The organism is Arenibacter flavimaris (assembly GCF_030291335.1).
Taxonomy (GTDB): Bacteria; Bacteroidota; Bacteroidia; order Flavobacteriales; family Flavobacteriaceae; genus Arenibacter.
On the sequence record NZ_JASWIM010000001.1, the window covers coordinates 268,034 to 287,659 of the forward strand.

17 protein-coding genes are annotated in these 19,626 nt (G+C 42.2%); 15 read left to right on the forward strand and 2 right to left on the reverse strand.

Features of this window, described 5'->3' with window-relative positions; genetic code table 11:
* Positions 1–16 precede the first annotated feature (16 nt).
* The 15 genes from QSE00_RS01010 (at position 17) to QSE00_RS01080 (ending at position 17,664) form a co-directional block, all read left to right on the forward strand.
* Positions 17–1,600 (forward strand): sulfatase family protein, encoded by a 1,584-nt coding sequence (locus QSE00_RS01010; protein WP_286104554.1) that lies wholly within the window; start codon positions 17–19, stop codon positions 1,598–1,600.
* Positions 1,601–2,494: 894 nt separating this feature from the next.
* Positions 2,495–2,923, forward strand: coding sequence for a hypothetical protein (locus QSE00_RS01015; RefSeq protein WP_286104555.1), 429 nt, complete (start codon positions 2,495–2,497; stop codon positions 2,921–2,923).
* Positions 2,924–3,015: 92 nt separating this feature from the next.
* A complete protein-coding gene (locus QSE00_RS01020) occupies positions 3,016–3,945 on the forward strand; it encodes an ATP-binding cassette domain-containing protein (protein ID WP_110354237.1) in 930 nt (309 codons plus the stop codon).
* A gap of 2 nt (positions 3,946–3,947) precedes the next feature.
* Positions 3,948–4,670 (forward strand): ABC transporter permease subunit, encoded by a 723-nt coding sequence (locus QSE00_RS01025; protein WP_110354238.1) that lies wholly within the window; start codon positions 3,948–3,950, stop codon positions 4,668–4,670.
* A 15-nt stretch (positions 4,671–4,685) separates the two neighbouring features.
* Entirely contained in the window at positions 4,686–6,188 is a 1,503-nt protein-coding gene (locus QSE00_RS01030) for a GldG family protein (RefSeq protein ID WP_286104556.1), read from the forward strand.
* Positions 6,189–6,214: 26 nt separating this feature from the next.
* Positions 6,215–7,180 (forward strand): DUF4340 domain-containing protein, encoded by a 966-nt coding sequence (locus QSE00_RS01035; RefSeq protein WP_286104557.1) that lies wholly within the window; start codon positions 6,215–6,217, stop codon positions 7,178–7,180.
* Between the two features lie 65 nt (positions 7,181–7,245).
* Positions 7,246–8,394, forward strand: coding sequence for an NEW3 domain-containing protein (locus QSE00_RS01040; RefSeq protein ID WP_286104558.1), 1,149 nt, complete (start codon positions 7,246–7,248; stop codon positions 8,392–8,394).
* On the forward strand, positions 8,394–9,365 hold the full coding sequence (locus QSE00_RS01045; RefSeq protein ID WP_286104559.1) for an ABC transporter ATP-binding protein: 972 nt from the start codon (positions 8,394–8,396) through the stop codon (positions 9,363–9,365). The genes QSE00_RS01040 and QSE00_RS01045 overlap by 1 nt, the downstream gene beginning before the upstream one ends.
* Positions 9,362–10,438 carry an ABC transporter permease gene (locus QSE00_RS01050; protein ID WP_286104560.1) on the forward strand — a complete coding sequence of 359 codons (1,077 nt, stop codon included), beginning with the start codon at positions 9,362–9,364 and terminating at the stop codon, positions 10,436–10,438. The genes QSE00_RS01045 and QSE00_RS01050 overlap by 4 nt, the downstream gene beginning before the upstream one ends.
* A gap of 645 nt (positions 10,439–11,083) precedes the next feature.
* Positions 11,084–12,046, forward strand: a complete 963-nt coding sequence (locus tag QSE00_RS01055) for an SMP-30/gluconolactonase/LRE family protein (RefSeq protein WP_286104561.1) — start codon at positions 11,084–11,086, stop codon at positions 12,044–12,046.
* Between the two features lie 246 nt (positions 12,047–12,292).
* Positions 12,293–12,769 (forward strand): RidA family protein, encoded by a 477-nt coding sequence (locus tag QSE00_RS01060; protein WP_110354764.1) that lies wholly within the window; start codon positions 12,293–12,295, stop codon positions 12,767–12,769.
* A gap of 35 nt (positions 12,770–12,804) precedes the next feature.
* Entirely contained in the window at positions 12,805–13,731 is a 927-nt protein-coding gene (locus tag QSE00_RS01065) for an RraA family protein (protein ID WP_286104562.1), read from the forward strand.
* 17 nt (positions 13,732–13,748) lie between these two features.
* Entirely contained in the window at positions 13,749–14,273 is a 525-nt protein-coding gene (locus tag QSE00_RS01070) for a nuclear transport factor 2 family protein (protein ID WP_286104563.1), read from the forward strand.
* A gap of 27 nt (positions 14,274–14,300) precedes the next feature.
* On the forward strand, positions 14,301–15,389 hold the full coding sequence (locus tag QSE00_RS01075; protein ID WP_286104565.1) for a bile acid:sodium symporter family protein: 1,089 nt from the start codon (positions 14,301–14,303) through the stop codon (positions 15,387–15,389).
* Positions 15,390–15,438: 49 nt separating this feature from the next.
* Positions 15,439–17,664 (forward strand): DUF7133 domain-containing protein, encoded by a 2,226-nt coding sequence (locus QSE00_RS01080; protein ID WP_286104566.1) that lies wholly within the window; start codon positions 15,439–15,441, stop codon positions 17,662–17,664.
* 23 nt (positions 17,665–17,687) lie between these two features.
* Here the strand turns inward: QSE00_RS01080 and QSE00_RS01085 are convergent, their stop codons facing one another.
* Positions 17,688–18,680 (reverse strand): Gfo/Idh/MocA family protein, encoded by a 993-nt coding sequence (locus QSE00_RS01085; protein ID WP_286104567.1) that lies wholly within the window; start codon positions 18,678–18,680, stop codon positions 17,688–17,690.
* Positions 18,681–18,688: 8 nt separating this feature from the next.
* Entirely contained in the window at positions 18,689–19,600 is a 912-nt protein-coding gene (locus QSE00_RS01090) for a dihydrodipicolinate synthase family protein (RefSeq protein ID WP_286104568.1), read from the reverse strand.
* Positions 19,601–19,626: the final 26 nt, after the last annotated feature.

Sequence of the window (19,626 nt, forward strand, 5' to 3'; positions counted from 1 at the left end):
TAATTTAATAGAGAGTATGCATTTATTCAAACAGATCCTTAGTGTTTTATTGCTATTGTTTTCAATACCAACTTGGTCACAAAATTTACAGAATCCAAATATAATCATCATTTACACCGATGACCAAGGTTATGGTGATGTGGGGGCACTTAACCCTAATGCTAAATTTAGAACTCCCAATATGGATAAATTGGCCAATGGGGGAATTGTTTTTACAGACGGACATAGTAGTGATGCGGTCTGTACCCCCTCCAGATATTCCTTGTTAACAGGGCGATACAGTTGGAGGACATCTCTAAAAAAAGGCGTTCTTGGTGCTGACGGCCCTTGTTTGATAGAAAAGGATAGGATGACCATTGCCTCCTTATTAAGGGATAATGGATATAAGACCGCTATGATAGGAAAGTGGCATCTACAGATGGAATTTCAAGGCAGTTTGGGCAAGGATCGTGATTGGTCGGAACCCTTCACGGATGGACCCATTGATAAGGGGTTTGATTATTTTTTCGGGATTCCCGCTTCCATGAATTACGGTATTCTTACCTATTTGGAAAATGACAGGGTTTTGGATCCCCCGGTGTTATGGACTAAAAAGAAAGATGATGATAAGCCAAGGTCTTACGGGAACCGGATAAAACCGGCAGCCTACAGAATGACGCCCCCTTATGAAAAAGAGGGAGGTAAGGGCTGGGTAGAGGTAGCACCATCCTTCAATGATGAGTTGGTACTTGAAACTCTGGCCAACAAGGCCGTGGAGTATATTGACGAATCCTCCAAGGAGGCAAAAAACGGGAAGCCTTTCTTTTTATATCTGCCATTGACCAGTCCACATTTACCACACAGTACCCACCCCGATTTTCAAGGTCGTAGTAACTGTGGTAATTATGGAGATTTTATGGAGGAAACGGATTTTAGGGTTGGACAAGTATTGTCAGCCTTAAAAAGCAATGGTATTGAAGACAATACTTTGGTTATCTTTTCTTCGGATAATGGCGCGGAAACCAATTACGTTATTCAACGGGATGACTATGACCACTTTAGTAGCCTAAATTTTAAGGGCGGAAAACGCGACATTTATGAAGGTGGTCATCGCGTACCTTTCCTAATGCGTTGGCCCAATGTAATCAAAGCAGGGATAAAGGTAGGTGTGCCAGTGTGCCAGACCGATTATTTGGCTACTATTGCCGATATCATTGGTGTAAATCTGCCGGAGAATGCAGGTGAGGATAGTTATAGCCTGTTGCCGATTTTAAAAGGGGAGACGTATAATGAAAAAGTTAGAGGGCCAGTAATCCATCATTCCGTAACGGGCGACTTTGCCATTCGGGATGGAAAATGGAAATTGAACATGCTACTTGGTTCAGGAGGATCCTTGGAACCTAGATTTATTCAACCCAAAGTTGGTGAGGCTGTATTTGAACTTTATAATATGGAGGAAGATGAGGGTGAAACCACCAACCTCTATTTTGAACATCCCGATGTGGTGAAAAGACTTAGCAAGAAAATAATAAAGATCATTGAGGCCGGAAGAACAACTGCCGGGAAACCCCAGGCTTATGTTAAAGAGAATTGGGAGCTGCCCATTTGGATCAAATCGTAGGTCTAATCCAAACGGAATACTGCGAAAACCCAATTCCCTTCAATATTGATCGATATGAGCGGAAAAAGGGCAAACTGATTAATGACAGAACCATTTAGTATTGATTTGGATTGGGAGGAGTAGAACGATATCTCTGTAGAAAATCCGGGGAAGCTATAGGAACCATTGAAAAAACTTGAGGCTTTTCAGGAAACCCTTCCCATATACTCCAGCGGAAAATAGTTTTTCAAAAGAGAGAAAAATTGCCTGATTTTTGAAATTAGGAAAAAATTGAAAGAAGCAGTTGACCTGTAGGATTTCTCTATGATGGGTTCTTTTTGGTGGGATAAATGAATGTAAGCCTTAACCGCTCCCTTTTGTTGTTATCTCCTGAAATTGGAAGAATGAATATCGGTATAGGAATTCGAAGAAACCTCTATTCTGGAATACCCTGGAAGGATTGAAAATGGTGGCAAATCTATATTTTCACATTTTTTAACTTTTAGTATTTTCTTCGAATTTTTATTTTTATTCAAAATTTGAAATAGCAATATCATGCAATTTATTAAACGAGATGAGGATTTTTCGCCTACGTTTTCTGTTTGGTCAATTGAAAGAACAACCAAAAATCTATTGTCAAATTACACAAAAAGTTGGCATCTTTTGGAAACGTTCCCATCGGGAATGTTGTTCCAATATCTACTCCCTATTTTTCCTTTGGGGAATGGGCTTTTTGAATACAAGTTTTACAGATGAGGGCATAGTGGCCCTGGTTTCCCATGGAGACCGCTCCGAATACCTTTTAGCCCATATAGGCTAATTGGGAATTCTTTTTAAAGTTTAAAAAATCATTTTTCGTTCTGTTTCTTTAGACGGGTACTTATTAACAATAAAGTATAATTTAAAAAAATAGTTATGGAAGCAATAAAGACAATTAAGAAAAAAAATTATCGACAAAGACTAAATTCCCTACCTCCGTTGAAATTCAAGAAATTCCGAATGAATATGGACCAAACTGGGGTCAATATCCTGATTTCGGCAAGTTTTCTGAAAAAGGGCAACCATTACTTACGGATACAAAATGGGATTCTACATCTAAAAATAAAACAATCCACAGGTCCGTATGGGCATGCCAACGGTTCCACGTCCCATGAGGCCCATAAAAAGGATATGGATTTTCAGATTAGGTTGCCCCACAAAAAGTACAGGCATATAAATTCCGTTCGTTTTCAAAACGGTTCCCTGCAAATTCGTCTTAGTGAGCGGCAAGTAACAGGACGTGGTTTCAGGTATTTGGAACCATCTAGAATGCCCAATCAAATAACCTCAACTATACGGCATTAAGGGTTTATGGGCCGTCTTGGGATATAAAGGGCCCATGCCTCCGTACGACTTTAAATTGTTGTTTAACCAAATTAAATAGTGATGTATCGTATATGGATATACAAATTGAAAAACTGACCAAAACGTATGGCCCCCAAACGGCGGTAAACAACATCAGCTTTGATGTTAAGACCGGGGAGGTACTGGGATTTCTTGGGCCCAACGGGGCCGGGAAATCCACTACCATGAAAATGCTTACAGGGTATATCGGCATTGAAAAAGGCGATATCAGAATAGGTGGTAAAAGTGTAAGGGATACCGATGGTGCTTTTAAGCAGCACATTGGTTATCTACCGGAAAACAATCCTCTGTATTTGGATATGCCCGTTATGGATTACTTGGAGTTCTGTGCTTCGCTTCAGGGGGTGGAGAAGGCCAAGATCGGTTCCAGGATCAGGGAGATGATCGGGATTTGCGGCCTAAATCGGGAAAAGCATAAAAAGATAGGGGAATTGTCCAAAGGGTACAGGCAGCGCGTAGGTTTGGCCCAGGCCATGATCCATGACCCGGAGATATTGGTGCTGGACGAGCCTACCACAGGCCTCGACCCCAACCAGATTATAGAGATCAGAAAACTGATCCGCGACCTGGGGAAGGAAAAGACGGTTATTCTCAGCACTCATATTCTACCGGAGGTGGAGGCCACCTGCGATAGAATACTTATCATCAATAGAGGCAGTATTGTAGCCAATGGAACGCCAGAAACCCTTAGAAAACAAGCCCAGGGCAATGAAGTGCTGAAGCTGCGCATCGAGGATGGGGACGCACAGACTATTTTAAAAGCCTTGAACGCCTTGGATACGGTGCGGGAGGTAGATTTGATACAGCAGGACACAAACCTTTTTGAAGTCCAAAGTATGGCCAATACCTCTTCCAAGCGAAACATCTTTCAGCTTTGCGTGGAGCACAAATGGGTGTTGACGGAACTGACCCCCTTGGAAACCAAACTAGAGGACATTTTTAGAAACTTAACGGTAAATTAAATATGCATACAATTTTTACTATTGCAAAGCGGGAACTGGCCACTTTTTTCGATTCGCTCATCGCTTATATAATTCTGGGCCTTTTTTTGGGATTCAGTGGTTTCTTTACCTGGCTATATGGCAACGATATCTTTTTGGTGGGCCAAGCCAATCTTAGGGTATTTTTTAATATTGCCTCTTGGAGCCTCTTTTTCTTTATTCCGGCCATTACCATGAAAATGTTGGCCGAGGAGCGTAAGACCGGTACTTTGGAACTGCTGCTCACCAAATCGGTTTCGGACCGCCAACTTATACTGGGCAAGTTTTTGGGATCTATCCTTTTGGTCTGCATTGCGCTGCTGGCCACCTTGCCTTATGTGCTTACCGTTGCCAATATTGGTAATTTGGACAATGGCGGTACCCTATGTGGATATCTAGGCCTTTTACTTCTAAGCCTTGCTTATACGGCCATAGGCATTTTTGCCAGTAGCATTACAACGAACCAGATCGTTGCATTCATGACCGCCCTGTTTATAGGGTTGTTTTTTCAGATAATTTTTGGGGTACTGGCCCAGAACTTTACGGGTAATATGGGGCGCATCTTTGATGCCCTGGACCTTCAATCGCATTTTGAATCCATTTCCAGGGGGGTCATCGACTCCAAGGACCTGGTTTATTTCCTATCCATAACAGTCTTGGGACTATACCTAGGAGAATGGTTCCTATCCAAAAGACATATATCTTAAACGCTTGTATATCAGATGAAAAAGACGAACATTACCATTCTATTGATTGTCGGAATTTTGGTGTTTGCCAATTTGGTGTCGGAACAGTACTTTTTTCGGCTAGACCTTACCGAAGACAACCAATATACCTTAAGTGAGGCCACCGAAAATATAATGGAATCCCTGGAGGATCCCATTACGGTGAAGGCCTATTTTTCCGAGAATCTTCCACCGCACATAGCAAAGACCAAGAACGATTTTGAAGAATATTTAATTGAGTATGCCAGACATTCCGATGACAATTTGGTCTATACCTTTATCAATCCCAATGAAAGTGAGGACTTGGAACGCGAAGCCATGGAAGCGGGGATCAACCCGGTGATGATCAACGTTCGCGAAAAGGATCAGATGAAACAGCAAAAGGCATTTTTAGGGGCTGTTTTCCAACTACAGGATCGGAAGGAAATTATACCGTTCATGCAACCGGGAGCACCTATGGAATACCTATTGTCCTCTTCCATAAAAAAGTTGGCGGTAACCCATAAACCAGAGGTGGGCCTTATGCAAGGACATGGACAGCCATCCATTGCAGAGCTATCACAGGTGAAATCGGCGCTGGATGTATTGTACAATTTTAGGGCGGCCCAAGTCAACGATAGCCTACCCGTTCCGGAAGGAATAAAGACTTTGGCCTTGGTGCGTCCTACCGATACCATCGCGGAAGCCACCCTAGGGCAACTGGACAGCTTCTTGGAAAATGGTGGCAACCTATTTGTTGCCCTGAACCGGGTAGAGGGAGACCTGAATAGCTCTTACGGTAGCGGCATAATTACCGGGGTGGAAAAATGGTTGGGGAAAAAGGGGTTGGAAATCCGGGAGGATTTCGTAATCGATGCACAATGTGCCACTATTTCCGTACAACAGCGTCAAGGGTTTTTTAATTTCACCTCCAATGTGGCCTTTCCATATGCCCCAATCATAAGTAAATTTGCGGACCATCCGGTAACCAAAGGCTTAGAAGCCGTAGTGATGCAGTTTGCCAGTTCCCTAAATTTTACGCCCAAAGATTCCTTGACCACTTTTACCCCATTGGCTTTTTCTTCCGAAACGTCGGCCCGTAAGCAGGCCCCGCAGTTTTTCGACATTCAGAAGGAGTGGACGGAAAGCGATTTTACTTCGGCACATCAGGTTATTGCAGGTGTTTTGGAACAAAGGCACCCCAACGGCAACAGATCCAGAATTTTTGTAGTGGCCGATGGGGATTTCCCGATCAGTGCCGGACAACAACCTGTACAGGGCGACAATGTTAACCTGATGGTAAATGCCATTGATTGGTTGAGCGATGATACCGGTTTGATAGAACTTAGGACCAAGGGAATACACTATAGACCAATAGCCAAATTGGAGGAGGGTACCAAAACAACATTGAAATACGCCAACTTCCTATTGCCCATTCTTCTGGTGTTGGTTTACGGTATGGTGCGCATGCAGATAAATAAAAATAAGCGCATCCGTAGAATGGAAGAAAATTACGAATGATAGCAACACACCATAAACGATAAACCATGAAGAAAAATACTTTTTTGATCGCCGTATTGGTCATATTGGTACTATTATACCTGTCTACCAATTATTTTAAAAAGAACAGCAGTACTAGTTTTGATCCCGAAATCGTAAAATTGGATTCTTCCCGGATAGGGAAAATTACGATATATCCTCCTGCCAAAGAAAAGCAAGAGCCCATTATTCTGGACAGGTCCTCTGGTCAATGGGAAGCGGCACAAGGCGGGATTGTGTCTAAGGCCGACCCTTCCAAATTACGATCGGCATTGGGGCAATTGTTAGGTTTGGAGGCCCAACGCCTGGTGGCCAAAACCAAGGACAAGTGGGCAACCTATGAACTTGGGGATTCTTTGGCGAGAAAAGTGGTCATCGAGGAGAAAGGCAGTGGAGCAACAACAGTACTGTATTTTGGTAAAACATCCTATGGTCTAGCTGCAACCACATCATATGGTAGGGGTGCACCATCCGGGTCTACTTATTTCCGGGTAAATGAAGATCCCCAAACCTATGCATTGGACATAGGACTTCCCAATACGTTTAGTAGCCCTTTCAACAGTTGGAGAAATCCACAATTCCTCAAAGTAGATAAGGATCAGGTAATGGAATTGGAATTTGAAAACGAAGATCGGCCAGGCTTTGTGCTCAAAAAAGTAGATTCCCTTTGGTCTATTTCCGGTTCTGAACCCGATGCATCAAAAGTATCCCAATATCTCAATTCTTTGGGGAGTCAGAGGAGTTCACAGTTTGTGGATGGTTTTAACCCAACGGATAAATCCCTACATACCCTCACTATTAAGGGCCAATCTATGGAGGAGGTAGTACTTAGGGCCTATGCCCAGCCGGAAGAAAATAAATTCGTCCTTAATTCTTCCCAACATCCAGAGGTTTTTGTGGAGAGCGATTCCGTAGGACTGTTTAAACGCCTTTTCGTGGACAGGGAATATTTTCAACCCGATAAAGATGAATAATTTAACGTACCGGCCATTGGATGGTCTAAACTTTTTAACCTTTTATAAATTATAAACCATTTTTTATGAAATCCAATAACCCTTATTTAAAAAGCGTATTCTTTTTGTTTGCCTTGTTATTCTTTTATAGTCAGGGCGCCGTGGCCAGCAATGGCATAATACTGTATACCCCCTATACCCACATTACCGTACCCCCGGGAGAATCCATTGACTATTCCATTGAGGTCAAGAATTATGGAGGTCAATTGAAGGATGTGGAAATTGACGTGGACGGGCTACCAGACGGTTGGAATTCTACCTTAATGGCCGGGGGTTACTCCATTAAGAGGATAGCAGTGCTGCCCGGAGAGAAAAAAACAGTATCCCTGACCCTAAATGTACCCTTGAAGGTTGAAAAGGGAAAATATAATATTAGGCTCGTCGCCAAGAATTATGATGTGTTGCCCATTGTGGTAAACGTATCGGAAGAGGGAAGTTTTAAGACAGAATTTAGCTCGGACCAGATCAATATGGAAGGGCATTCAAAATCCAACTTCAACTTTTCCACAAAATTAAAGAATCATACAGGTGAAAAGCAGTTGTATTCTTTGTTGGCACTGCCTCCACGGGGTTGGAACGTAGCGTTTAAGCCCAATGGCAGGCAGGCTACAGCGGTGGAGATCGAAGCGGGCAAAACCACCAACATTACTGTTGATGTTCAGCCTTCCCCACAAGTAAAATCCGGATCTTTTAAAATTCCGGTAAAAGCTACCAACAAGTATAGCACAGCGGACTTGGAATTGGAAGTGGTGATTAAAGGATCCTATGATTTGGAGCTCACCACGCCAACAGGACTATTGAGTACCAATATTACCGCGGGAAGGGAAAAGAAATTGGAATTGTTGCTGAGAAATACCGGATCTAGCGAATTGAGAAATGTCAACTTTAGCTCTTCAAAACCTAAAGATTGGGAGATTTCTATTGAACCGGATACGGTTCCCGTTATTGAGGCCGGTGCCAGTACAAAGGTGCAGGCCATTATTAAGTCGGCCGATAAAGCTATTCCAGGCGACTACCTTCCCAAAATTACGGCCAAGACCCCAGAGGCCTCATCTACAGCTTCCATTAGGATCCAGGTAAAGACGCCCTTATTGTGGGGTTGGCTTGGAATCCTTATCATCTTGGGAACCTTAGGGGGAATTTATTATCTGTTTAGAAAATACGGCAGGAGGTAATGGAGGAAAAGAGTATAGAGATAAAGGGATTGACCAAAAAGTACGGTGGGCGTATAGCGGTGGACAATTTAAACCTGACTATAGATAAGGGTGAAATTTTTGGGCTATTGGGACCCAACGGTGCGGGGAAATCAACAACAATTCTTATGATCCTTGGACTGACCGAGGTAGATTCCGGGAGTGTAAAGGTATGTGGAATAGATAGTAGCAGGTATCCGCTTGAAGTGAAGAAAAAGGTAGGGTACTTACCGGAAGATGTTGGTTTTTACAATGATTATTCCGGCTTACAGAACCTTATGTATATTGCTCGCTTAAACGACATCCCGGAAGAAGGGGCCAAGAAGGCTGCCTTGGACATATTGGCAGAGGTGGGCTTGGACGATGATATGCATAATAAGGTAGCCAGTTATTCCCGTGGAATGCGTCAACGCCTTGGCCTGGCAGATGTACTTATAAAAAATCCGGAAGTTATTATTTTGGACGAGCCAACCCTGGGCTTGGACCCGGAAGGTGTAAAAAAGTTTCTTCAACTTATTGTCCGCCTTAGCAGAAAAAAAGGAATCACGGTTTTGTTCTCTTCCCATCATTTGCATCAAATTCAACAGGTATGTGATCGGGTTGGGATATTCGTTAAAGGTAAAATGTTGGCTGAGGGGAAGATAAGTTCCTTGGCCCAACAGTTGTTTTCCAAAAATGCCTTTACCCTAGAGGGGGTGGTATCCACTGTAGGACAGGAAGACAATTCTACACTGTCATTAAAGGAGTTGGTCCAAAAAATGAACTCGATACCGGAAGTAGTACATGTAGAAATGAAGGATAGTCGCTTTGTAGTGGAATCACATAAGGATGTAAGCGCTGAATTGTCCAGAATGGTGGTGCAATCGGGATACGGCCTTAATTTTCTGAGCAAAAAGGAATATGGTTTGGACGATATTTATCATCAATATTTTCAAGAAGACAACAACACATGAAAAATAAAGTTTTAAGAACGGGGATATTAAAATTAAAGGAATTAAAACTTCGCGATTGGGCCAGGCAGCTGCATTCCTTTGTCTTTACGGGGGAGGACGCGAAAACTGATAAGGGCACCTTTCCTTGGGCACCTTTTAAAGCGATGGTGCAAAAGGAAATTTCCGACCATTTTAGGAACTGGCGTTTTATAATTCTGTTTGTCATTATTTCATTGGCTTGTATGGGTACATTATTTGCCACTTTGGCCGATGGTATGAAGGCCATTGCTGTTGATAGCTCAGGAAATAACTTTTTTTTCCTGAACTTATTTACAAAGTCAAATGGTACCCTGCCGCCTTTTTTTGGATTTGTGGGATTCCTTGGTCCTTTGTTCGGAATAAGTTTGGGCTTCGATGCCATTAGTTCGGAACAGCACAGGGGAACCTTGAGCAGGGTTATGGCCCAGCCTGTCCCTAGGGATAGTATACTTAATGCTAAATTCCTTGCTGGTATTATTGTAATCAGTGTGATGTTTTTTACATTGAGTTTTCTAGTTTTGGGTGCAGGGCTTATAGCCATAGGAATACCGCCCACTGCGGAAGAATTTATGCGGATAATGGTGTATACCGTTCTAAGTATTGTCTATGTCTCCTTTTGGTTGAACCTTGCCATATTGTTTTCGGTCCGTTTTAAACAATCTGCCACTTCCGCATTATTGGGCATAGCGGTATGGTTGTTTTTTACCATTTTTTATCCTCTGATCGCCAACATAATCATAAAGGCCTATGAACCATCAAAATTTGCTTCTCCCAGAGCTATTTACTTTTATGAAAAATTGAAATTTTATTTGGTACAGCTTATGCCCAATGAGCTTTTTGATGGGATTACCTCCGCCATTTTAGTGCCCTCCGTACGTAGTTTGGGACCACTAAGCATGGAGCAGTTGCAAGGGGCCATTCCCAGTTCCCTGCCGTTGGGGCAGAGTATTTTGTTGGTTTGGCCACAGTTTACGGGATTATTGGCGCTTACGCTACTTTGTTTTCTGCTTTCATATGTAGTTTTTATGAGGAGGGAAATACGTTCTAGGGGCTAGGTTCCCTAACCTAGCACGGTATGCAGGGCATAATACATATGCTTATGATCAATGCTTTCCCTAGGTGTTATTAAAACTATTGTAGAGCCTATAATTTCGTAAAATTTACATTGATATAACTTGGAAGTTGGCATAAGATTTTTTGTATATCGACTAAGCCCGGAAAAATAAATTTTACATGAATCAGATCCTTTGTTATTTAGGCATAGGGGATTGTCTATGCAGTGGCAAAAAACTGCCCATTATAATATTTGAATGCTATAAGCGGTTTCCTTCCGATGTCCATAGTTTTGGGTTGAGGTCATTGACTATTTTTTAACGTTTTTTATTGGCATACCAGTTTTGAACGGATTTTTTGTGATTCGCATTCTGATCCTGTTCTTAAAGAGGGTCTGCTTGGTAAGCAAGCAGTATCTATATGTTAGGTTTTTCGGAATGGATTTTGCCCAATGAAAAATTCCACTTTCGCTTTGTTACTTTAATATGTATATTTAAAAGTAAAATTTCCCATGGTCATCGTTGGCCTGGCTTTCCCGTCGTTGGATGACCAAAGTTTGTCGCTACATCAGCACTATATCCATATGAAGGAGGATTTGGTGTCCGGGAATAATTAATTAATAACAGTCATCCTTTGTCCACATGAAAATGAATAATAAGTTAAGTTCTTTAATAAAATGTCAACTAGTCGCCTTTTGTTTGGTATTGTTCCTTTTAGGGTGTAAAGAAAAACGGGAAAACCCTGTAAAAAAGGTATCCGGGGATATTGCTGTTGAGCAAAAACGGAAATTGTACCAAAGTAGCGAATTTACCAAACCCTCCCTATTTCCGTCGGGAATAGAAGGCCCTGCAGTGGATGCCAATGGAATCTTATATGCCGTTAATTTTGAAAGTACGGGAACCATAGGACAGGTAGATCCCAATGGTAAAGCCTCTCTATTTGTTGAGCTTCCCGAAGGCAGTATTGGGAATGGAATTCGTTTTAACAGCAAGGGCCAAATGTTTATCGCGGATTATACCAAACACAATATCCTAAAGGTGGACATGGGGACCAAAGAGATTACTGTTTTTGCCCATAATGATGCCATGAACCAGCCCAATGATATTGCAATTATGGACAACGATATACTTTTTGCTAGTGATCCCGACTGGAAAAATTCAAAGGGGCAAATATGGAAAATAGATCCCGATGGAACTGTGACCCTGCTGGAAGGGGATATGGGAACAACCAATGGCATAGAGGTTAGCCCGGACAATAAAATACTTTATGTAAACGAATCCGTTCAGCGTAATGTTTGGGCATATGACCTCTCCCCAAGTGGGGAAATAAGCAATAAACGTCTGCTTATTAAATTTGAAGATTTTGGAATGGACGGCATGCGTACCGATATTAAGGGAAACCTTTATATCACCCGTCATGGTAAGGGTACTGTAGTGATAGTTTCGCCCGATGGTAAAATGCTAAAGGAAATAGATTTAAAGGGAAAAACCCCGTCCAATATAGCCTTTGGAGGTAATGATGGCACTAAGGCCTTTGTAACGCTGCAGGACAACGGTAATTTTGAAACCTTTGAAACGGAACATCCTGGAAGGGAATTTGTAATGAAATAGTAGTTGTATATATCCAACCCCAAGAATATGGTACCAATGTATTGTTGTGTTCTAAGTAGTACTTGGCAACTGTAAAACCAAACAGCCCATAAAACAATAATACGGGAGAATATTTCAAGATGGAGAATATTTCATATATTCATAATGTGAACAATAGCAGGTTCAAAGACAGGGATTTATAGGTTTTAGGGTGTTAGGGCCCAATCAATTTTTTTACATAATACAATTAAACATAATTCAATGGGTATGGAAAATAAAACAACAAGAAGGGCATCATTTAAGAAACTAGGAATGGGGTTGGCGGCCGTGTTTGGTATAGGTGCCGCTGCCAAGGCAATGGACGGTGGGTCAAAACCCAAAAAAGAAGTTGTAGGAGACATTGTCATGGACCAGGATATTCCATTATTTTCAGGGGGTGTGAAACATGGGAATACCCTTTATATTGCAGGAAAGGGGGCTCATGTGGAACCTTACGAGATCAAGGCACATACCGAAATTGTTTTGCAAGAGCTGGAGAAGGAGTTGAAAAGGCATGGTTCCTCTATGGAAAAGGTGCTCAAGGTAAATGTTTATTTGGCCGATTTGGCGGATTACAAAGGTATGAACGAAGTGTTCAGGGGCCGTTTTGGTCCTAACCCTCCCGTAAGGACTACTGTAGCTACTTATGGGGGCGTTCCCGGGAATTCGCTGGTGGAAATGGACTGTATAGCCGCTTTGGACTAGATAACCGATCAACATCTTATAAACCCTTTTGCACAATGAAGTTTAATATAATCGTACTATTTCTTTTCTCAATTTTATCCACTTTCAATGTATTGGGACAGACGATTCCCAAGGAGGAACTTATTTTTTTAACTTCCGAATGGAAAGGGGAAAGGTTTGATGATGGGCGACCAAAAGTTCCGGACGATCTGTTGGAACGTGCAAAAAAAATTGGCATCGATGATGCTTGGACGGTCCTTGAAAATGAAGGATATAAGAATCAATTTGAAGGCAATTGGAAAATGGTACATCAGGACGTTCCTGTTGTGGGGAGGGCTCTTACGGCATTGTTTATGCCCAGTCGGCCTGATGTGGAGAGCAACATCAAAGCAAGGGGCATAAATTCGCAGGGCAGGAAGGGCAATACCAATTCTTGGCCCATTGAGGTGCTCACTACGGGGGACGTATATGTGGCGGATAGTTTCGGCAAGATCGATGCCGGCACCCTCATGGGAGCCACCCTGGCCACTTCTATTTACAGTAAATCCGGGAACGGGGTAGTTTTTAATGGCAGTGCAAGGGATCTGGAAAGTATAAGCAAGATAAAAGGATTTAATGCCTTTGTAAGGGATTTTCACCCGTCCTTTCTGGAGGAAGAAGTACTAATGGGGCTCAACACCCCAATACGGATAGGCCAAGTAATGGTGTTACCCGGAGATCTTGTACTTGCCAAACGGGAAGGGGTGCTTTTTATTCCTCCACATTTGGCCGAAAAAGTAGTGGGCACTGCAGAGTTTGTAGCGCTTAAGGATCAGTTTGGTTTTGAAATGGTAAAGACCAAGAAATATTCTACGGGAGAAATAGACAGTCAGTGGACCGAACCGTTAAAAAAGGAATTTATGGTTTGGTTGGACATGCATCCGGAACTGATAAAGATGTCCAAAGAGACTTTGGATACGCTTTTAAGCAAAAGAACATGGTAGTTGAATAACAGGAACTAATGAAAATTAAGGATCAAAAAGATGATTTCAAAATAAAAAGCAGATGGGTCAGTGTTTTGTTAGTCCTGTTCATATTGATAGGGTGTAAGCAAAATACAGATCATAGCCAGTCTGAAACTTCCACAAATACTACCCTGGTAGCGCAAGATCCACCTACAATCGATGAAGTTCAAGAGGTAGTGGCAGCTTTCAATAATGTTATGGTAAATCCCACCACGGAACTCATGGAAACTCTTTGTGCAGAGGAACTTACCTATGGACATTCGAGCGGACATGTTCAGGACAAAGACGAGTTTATAGATGATTTGGTGAACGGCCCCTTCAATTTTTTGTCTTTGGAAGCTGATGACCAAACGATCCATATTTCAGGGAATACAGCAATTGTTAGACACATTTTTTTGGCCAAGGGCACTAATGCCGGGGAAGCAGTGGACGTACGTATCGGGAATATGCAGGTATACCAAAAAGGGAAGGACGGCAAGCTCAGACTTTTGGCCAGACAGGCCTATAAATTGCCCAACTAAAACCAAAATAACCTAAACCAAACTATTTTGAAAAAATTGAATGTTTACTCCATTTGTCTTGGCGTGGCCGCCATATTGCTGTTGGTAATTATGGGCATGATCTTTACCAAGAATATTGAACAGGCCGGACTTCTGATAATGGTCTTTTTTGCCCTTTTGGCTTTTGGATTCAGTGGCTATAAGTCCCTAAACAGTTATGTTTTTACAGCCTCCATATTTGCGGGGGTAGCCTTGGCGCTATATTACCCCCAGTACTTTTTACAGATTGGCGATTTTAAACTTACCGCATTGATCATTCCCTTGATACAACTGATAATGTTCGGCATGGGAACTTCCATGAAACTTGGCGATTTCGCGGAAGTTATCAAGTCGCCCAAAGGGGTTGTGGTCGGGGTCACGGCACAGTTGGGCATAATGCCCATCATGGGCTTTGTTCTGGCTAAGTATAGCAATTTTCCGCCAGAGATTGCGGCAGGAATTGTGCTGATAGGATGTTCTCCGAGCGGGGTGGCATCCAATGTTATGGCTTATTTGGCGAAGGCCAATCTGGCACTTTCCATTACCATTACTTCCATCTCCACGATCCTTGCACCCTTTGTAACACCAATCCTTATGAAGTTTTTGGCTGGGGAATTTATAGAGATTGATGTATTGGATATGATGTGGAGTATTGTAAAGATGATTATTTTACCCCTGGGCGTTGGTCTGCTCTTTAACCGTTTGAGAGGAGATAGGGCAAAATGGATGGACAAGGCGTTGCCGGTAATTTCTATGTTGGGCATTGGTCTAATAATTGTTGTTATAACGGCAGCCGGAAGGGATAGTCTATTGGATATTGGAGGAATACTTATGTTGTTGGTACTTGTCCACAACTTATTTGGATACATGCTGGGCTATTGGTATGCCCGTTTATTGCGATTAAATGAACAGGATGCCCGTACCATTGCCTTGGAGGTCGGGATGCAGAACGGTGGCCTCGCCTCGGGGATAGCCAATTCATTGGGCAAGATAGCCACTATGGGTCTGGCACCGGCCGTTTTTGGACCTTTGATGAACATAACGGGTTCTATTCTCGCTTCTTATTGGCATAAAAGACCTCCAAAAGACGGTAATTAATGCATATTAAAAGTTAAATTTGACCAAACCGAAATACCAAAACATTAATATGTTGATTATAAGTAGATTAAAGATGGCCCTGCTTCTACTGGTCATTGCAAGTTGTGGAAAAAAGGAATACAAGGATAAAATTTATGAAAAACCGGAAATTGTAAGGGAAGCACCGTCGGATTTTCTTTCTCCCGAAGAAAGTCTTAAAAAGTTTTATTTGCCCGAAGGATACAAAATAGAATTGGTTGCAAGTGAACCCATGGTCAACGAGCCGGTTGCCATAGCATGGGACGGCAATGGCAAGATGTATGTAGCGCAAATGGAGACCTATATGCAAAATGTGGATGCAGTAGGGGAAGACGAACCTCTTAGTCAGATTAAACTCTTGGTAGATTTGGATGGGGATGGAAAAATGGACAAGAGTACCGTGTTTATTGATAGCCTTCTACTTCCTAGGATGATTCTGCCCTTGGATGACCGACTTATTGTGAATGAAACCTATTCCTACGACCTATGGAGTTATAGGGATACCGATAACGATGGTGTGGCCGATGAAAAGATTAGGATTTATGAAAATCCGAAAAGGAGGGGTGGTAACCTGGAGCACCAACAGAGTGGTCTAATTTGGAACTTGGATAATTGGGTATATACCACCTACAATCCTTTACGGTTTAGGTTTAATAAGGATGGAATACAAGTAGATTCCCTGATAGATGGTTCCAGCGGACAATGGGGACTAACCCAGGACGATTTAGGCAATATGTATTATTCATCTGCCGGAGGGGAAACCGCGGCCTATGGTTTTCAAGTTCCTGCAATATATGGGGAAGTAGATCTGGAAGGACAGATCTCGGAAGGTTTTATGGAACCCTGGCCTATAGTTGGTACCCCTGATGTGCAGGGAGGTGCGGAATTAAGATTAAAGGCAGATGGTACCCTGAATAAATTTACCGGGGTAGCCGGACAAGAGATATTTAGGGGCGATAAATTGCCCCCATCCACCTATGGGGACCTTTTTATTCCGGAACCTGTGGGCCGATTGATACGTAGGGCGAAAATAAAAAATGAGAATGGAAAAAAAGTGCTGTACAATGCCTATGATGAGGCCGAGTTTCTGGCGTCCACGGATTTGAACTTTAGACCTGTGCAGGCAAAAACAGGACCAGATGGAAGTCTTTATATCGTGGATATGTACCGGGGTATAATCCAGGAGGGTAATTGGACCAGGGAAGGAAGTCATTTAAGACCGGTTATTCTCCGTAAAGGTTTGGACAAGAATATTGGTAGAGGTAGGATATATCGTATAGTCCATGAAGAGATTAAACCGGGAGGAAAACCCAACCTTTTGGATAAGTCGGCCAAGGAACTCGTGGATTATTTGGGACACCCCAACGGTTGGTACAGGAATACGGTCCAAAAACTGATCATCTTAAAAGGGGATATGGGAATTGTTCCTAAACTCAAGGAAATTGCCATCGACAATGAGTCTTTTTGGACAGATAACTTTGGGGAAAAGGATTATGCCCGTGAAAGAGTTCATGCCCTTTGGACCTTGGAGGGTCTAGGCGTTGTGGATAAATCACTACTTCAAGAAAAGCTAAATGATGAAGATCCCAGGGTTCGTATTACAGCCATAAGGTTAAGTGAGGAATTTTTAAAGAAGGAAGATCAGGATATCATACAGGCCTTGGTGAAATTGCAAAACGATACTGATATTAATGTGGTAAATCAATTGGTACTGAGTCTACGTTATTCCAAAAGTGAAGAAAGCTCGGACCTTTTAGCCTCCATCTCGGAACAATATGGGGACAATGATCTGGTAGCAGCTTCCGTTGAACTGGGCTTAAAGGCAAAGGATTCAGATTTGCAACAATTAAAGCATAGGCTGGCCAATAAAAGCAATGGTCATAAATGGAGGGCTTTGGACGGTTATGATATTTACAAACAGACCTGTGTTACCTGTCATGGCCCAGATTTAAAAGGGGTTCCCAATGGAGAAAATTCCTTGATCGCACCTTCATTAATTGGTTCCCCACGGGTTATGGGCGATAAGGAAGTGCTTGTGAAAATCCTACTAAATGGACTTACCGGACCAATAGACGGAAAGGAGTATGGTATTATGTTGCCCATGGGCTCCAATGATGATGAATGGATTGGTCATGTGGCTACTTACATCCGATCCATGAACGATACTACCATGGTCCATGAAAATGAGGTTAGGGATATCCGAGCTAAAAACCCGGATAGGAAAAGCTACTGGACTTTAAAGGAATTATTGAAATAGTATATAAAGGGATAACAGGATAATTACAGTTGTATACGTTGTCCCTTTAAATTACTTTCCTCCAATTTTTCAATAACGATCATGTTTTTTACGGCATCCTCCAGAGGTGTAGGTACATGGGTATTATTTTTTATGGCCATGGCAAAAAGATCTGCCTGTATGGTGTATTGATTACAGATATCAAACTCTAAGGTTTGGCACTCATCGTCTATAGTGACCCATATTTTTGCATGTCTATCTATAGGTGGGTTGAAGGGCAATTCAAATTTTATGTTTCCTTTGGTCCCAAAAATTTGTGCCTGTTGATTGTCCGCTAATTGTGTTGAGCTGAAGAACACCGAAGTTCCGGTTTCAAACTCCAATATTCCTGAGGCCAAAATATCCACTTTAAAATCTGGGTGATATTCTATGACAGCGGAAATACTTTTAGGTTCCGAATTGAATAAAAACCGGGAGAGGGAAATAGGATAGCAGCCTATATCCATTAAACTTCCACCACCAAAATCTTTTTTATTTACAATACTGTTGGGATCATCTTCATAAAATGAGAAGGAAGATTGAATGGTTTTGATATTTCCAATTACTTTCTGGTCTACCAATTCCTTGGCCTTGATCCATTGAGGGTGATGCCTGTACATAAAGGCTTCCATCACTTTTAAATGGGGATATTTTTGGGAGGCCATCAACAACTTTTCGGCTTCCTTACTGGATAGTCCTACCGGTTTTTCAACCAAAACATGTTTGTCCGCTTCCAAGGCCTTTATGGCCCATGCTACGTGAAGATGGTTGGGAAGCGGTATATAGACAGCTTCTACTTCCTTATCGGCCAGTAATTCCTCGTAGGAACCATAAAATTTCGGAATATTAAATTGCTGGGATATATTCTTTGCCTTGTCCAAATTTCTTGAGGCAATAGCGTTAACATTACCATGTAGGCAGTTGAGCATAGCTGGAATTACATGTTCCGTAGCAATATGGGCAGTGCCCAAAATACCCCAATTTAGTTTTTTATCCATGGTTATATTTAAATGACTTTTGAACCTTCGAACTGGTCTAAAAATTGTTTTACCCTTTCCCGTTCCGTATTTTCAAATTTTCGCAAAGGTAATGCCATATGGTCCTCACAAATTTCCATTACGGATAAGGCACATTTGATACCCTTTGTTATTCTGGAGGCATTTTTGCCAACGCAATAAATTGTATTGTTTACAAAGGCAACCTTGCTACGCAATATTTTAATATCTTCTATATTATTTGCCACCGAGGCGTTGTAAAGATCAACAAATAATTCTGGCAAGAAATTTGCTCCACCGGCAACTGCCCCATGTCCACCATACAACATGGTCTCTGGTAAAAACATTTCGGTTCCCACAATAATGGAGAATTCCGGAGACTCTTTAAACGCTTCAATTAGCGAATAGAAATAGGACATATCCCCTGAACTGTCCTTTATGCCTATGGCGCCTAATTCCTTGGCTTTTATTACGGTCTCCAGGGAAAGGTGTAGTTTGGTACAGCTAGGCATATTGTACATCATTACCGGTAAGGGCAATTGTGGAATTAAGCGCTCCAAATAGTCTGTCATTTCCTCTTGGGAAATTGGAAGATAATATGGAGGGGCAACCACTACGGCATCTGCACCGGCTTCTTTGGAATGGGCTGCCATGTCCAATGAACCGTTAAAGGAGGTATCGGTTATCCCGACTAGTACGGGAACCCTTCCATTTATAAACTTACAAGCTTTTGTAATAAGCTCCTTTCGCAATGCATAGCTAAGACTTGGGGCTTCCCCATTGGTGCCTAAAAGGAAAATTCCGTGTACGCCACCTATAATGAGATGTTCAATCAGTTTTTCCAATCCTTTTTCATCCAGACCACCGTCTGCGGTTAGAGGGGTGACCATTGGGGGGATAATCCCCTTTAATTCTAATGCCATATATTTTCTTTAGTTAGGGCAAAGTA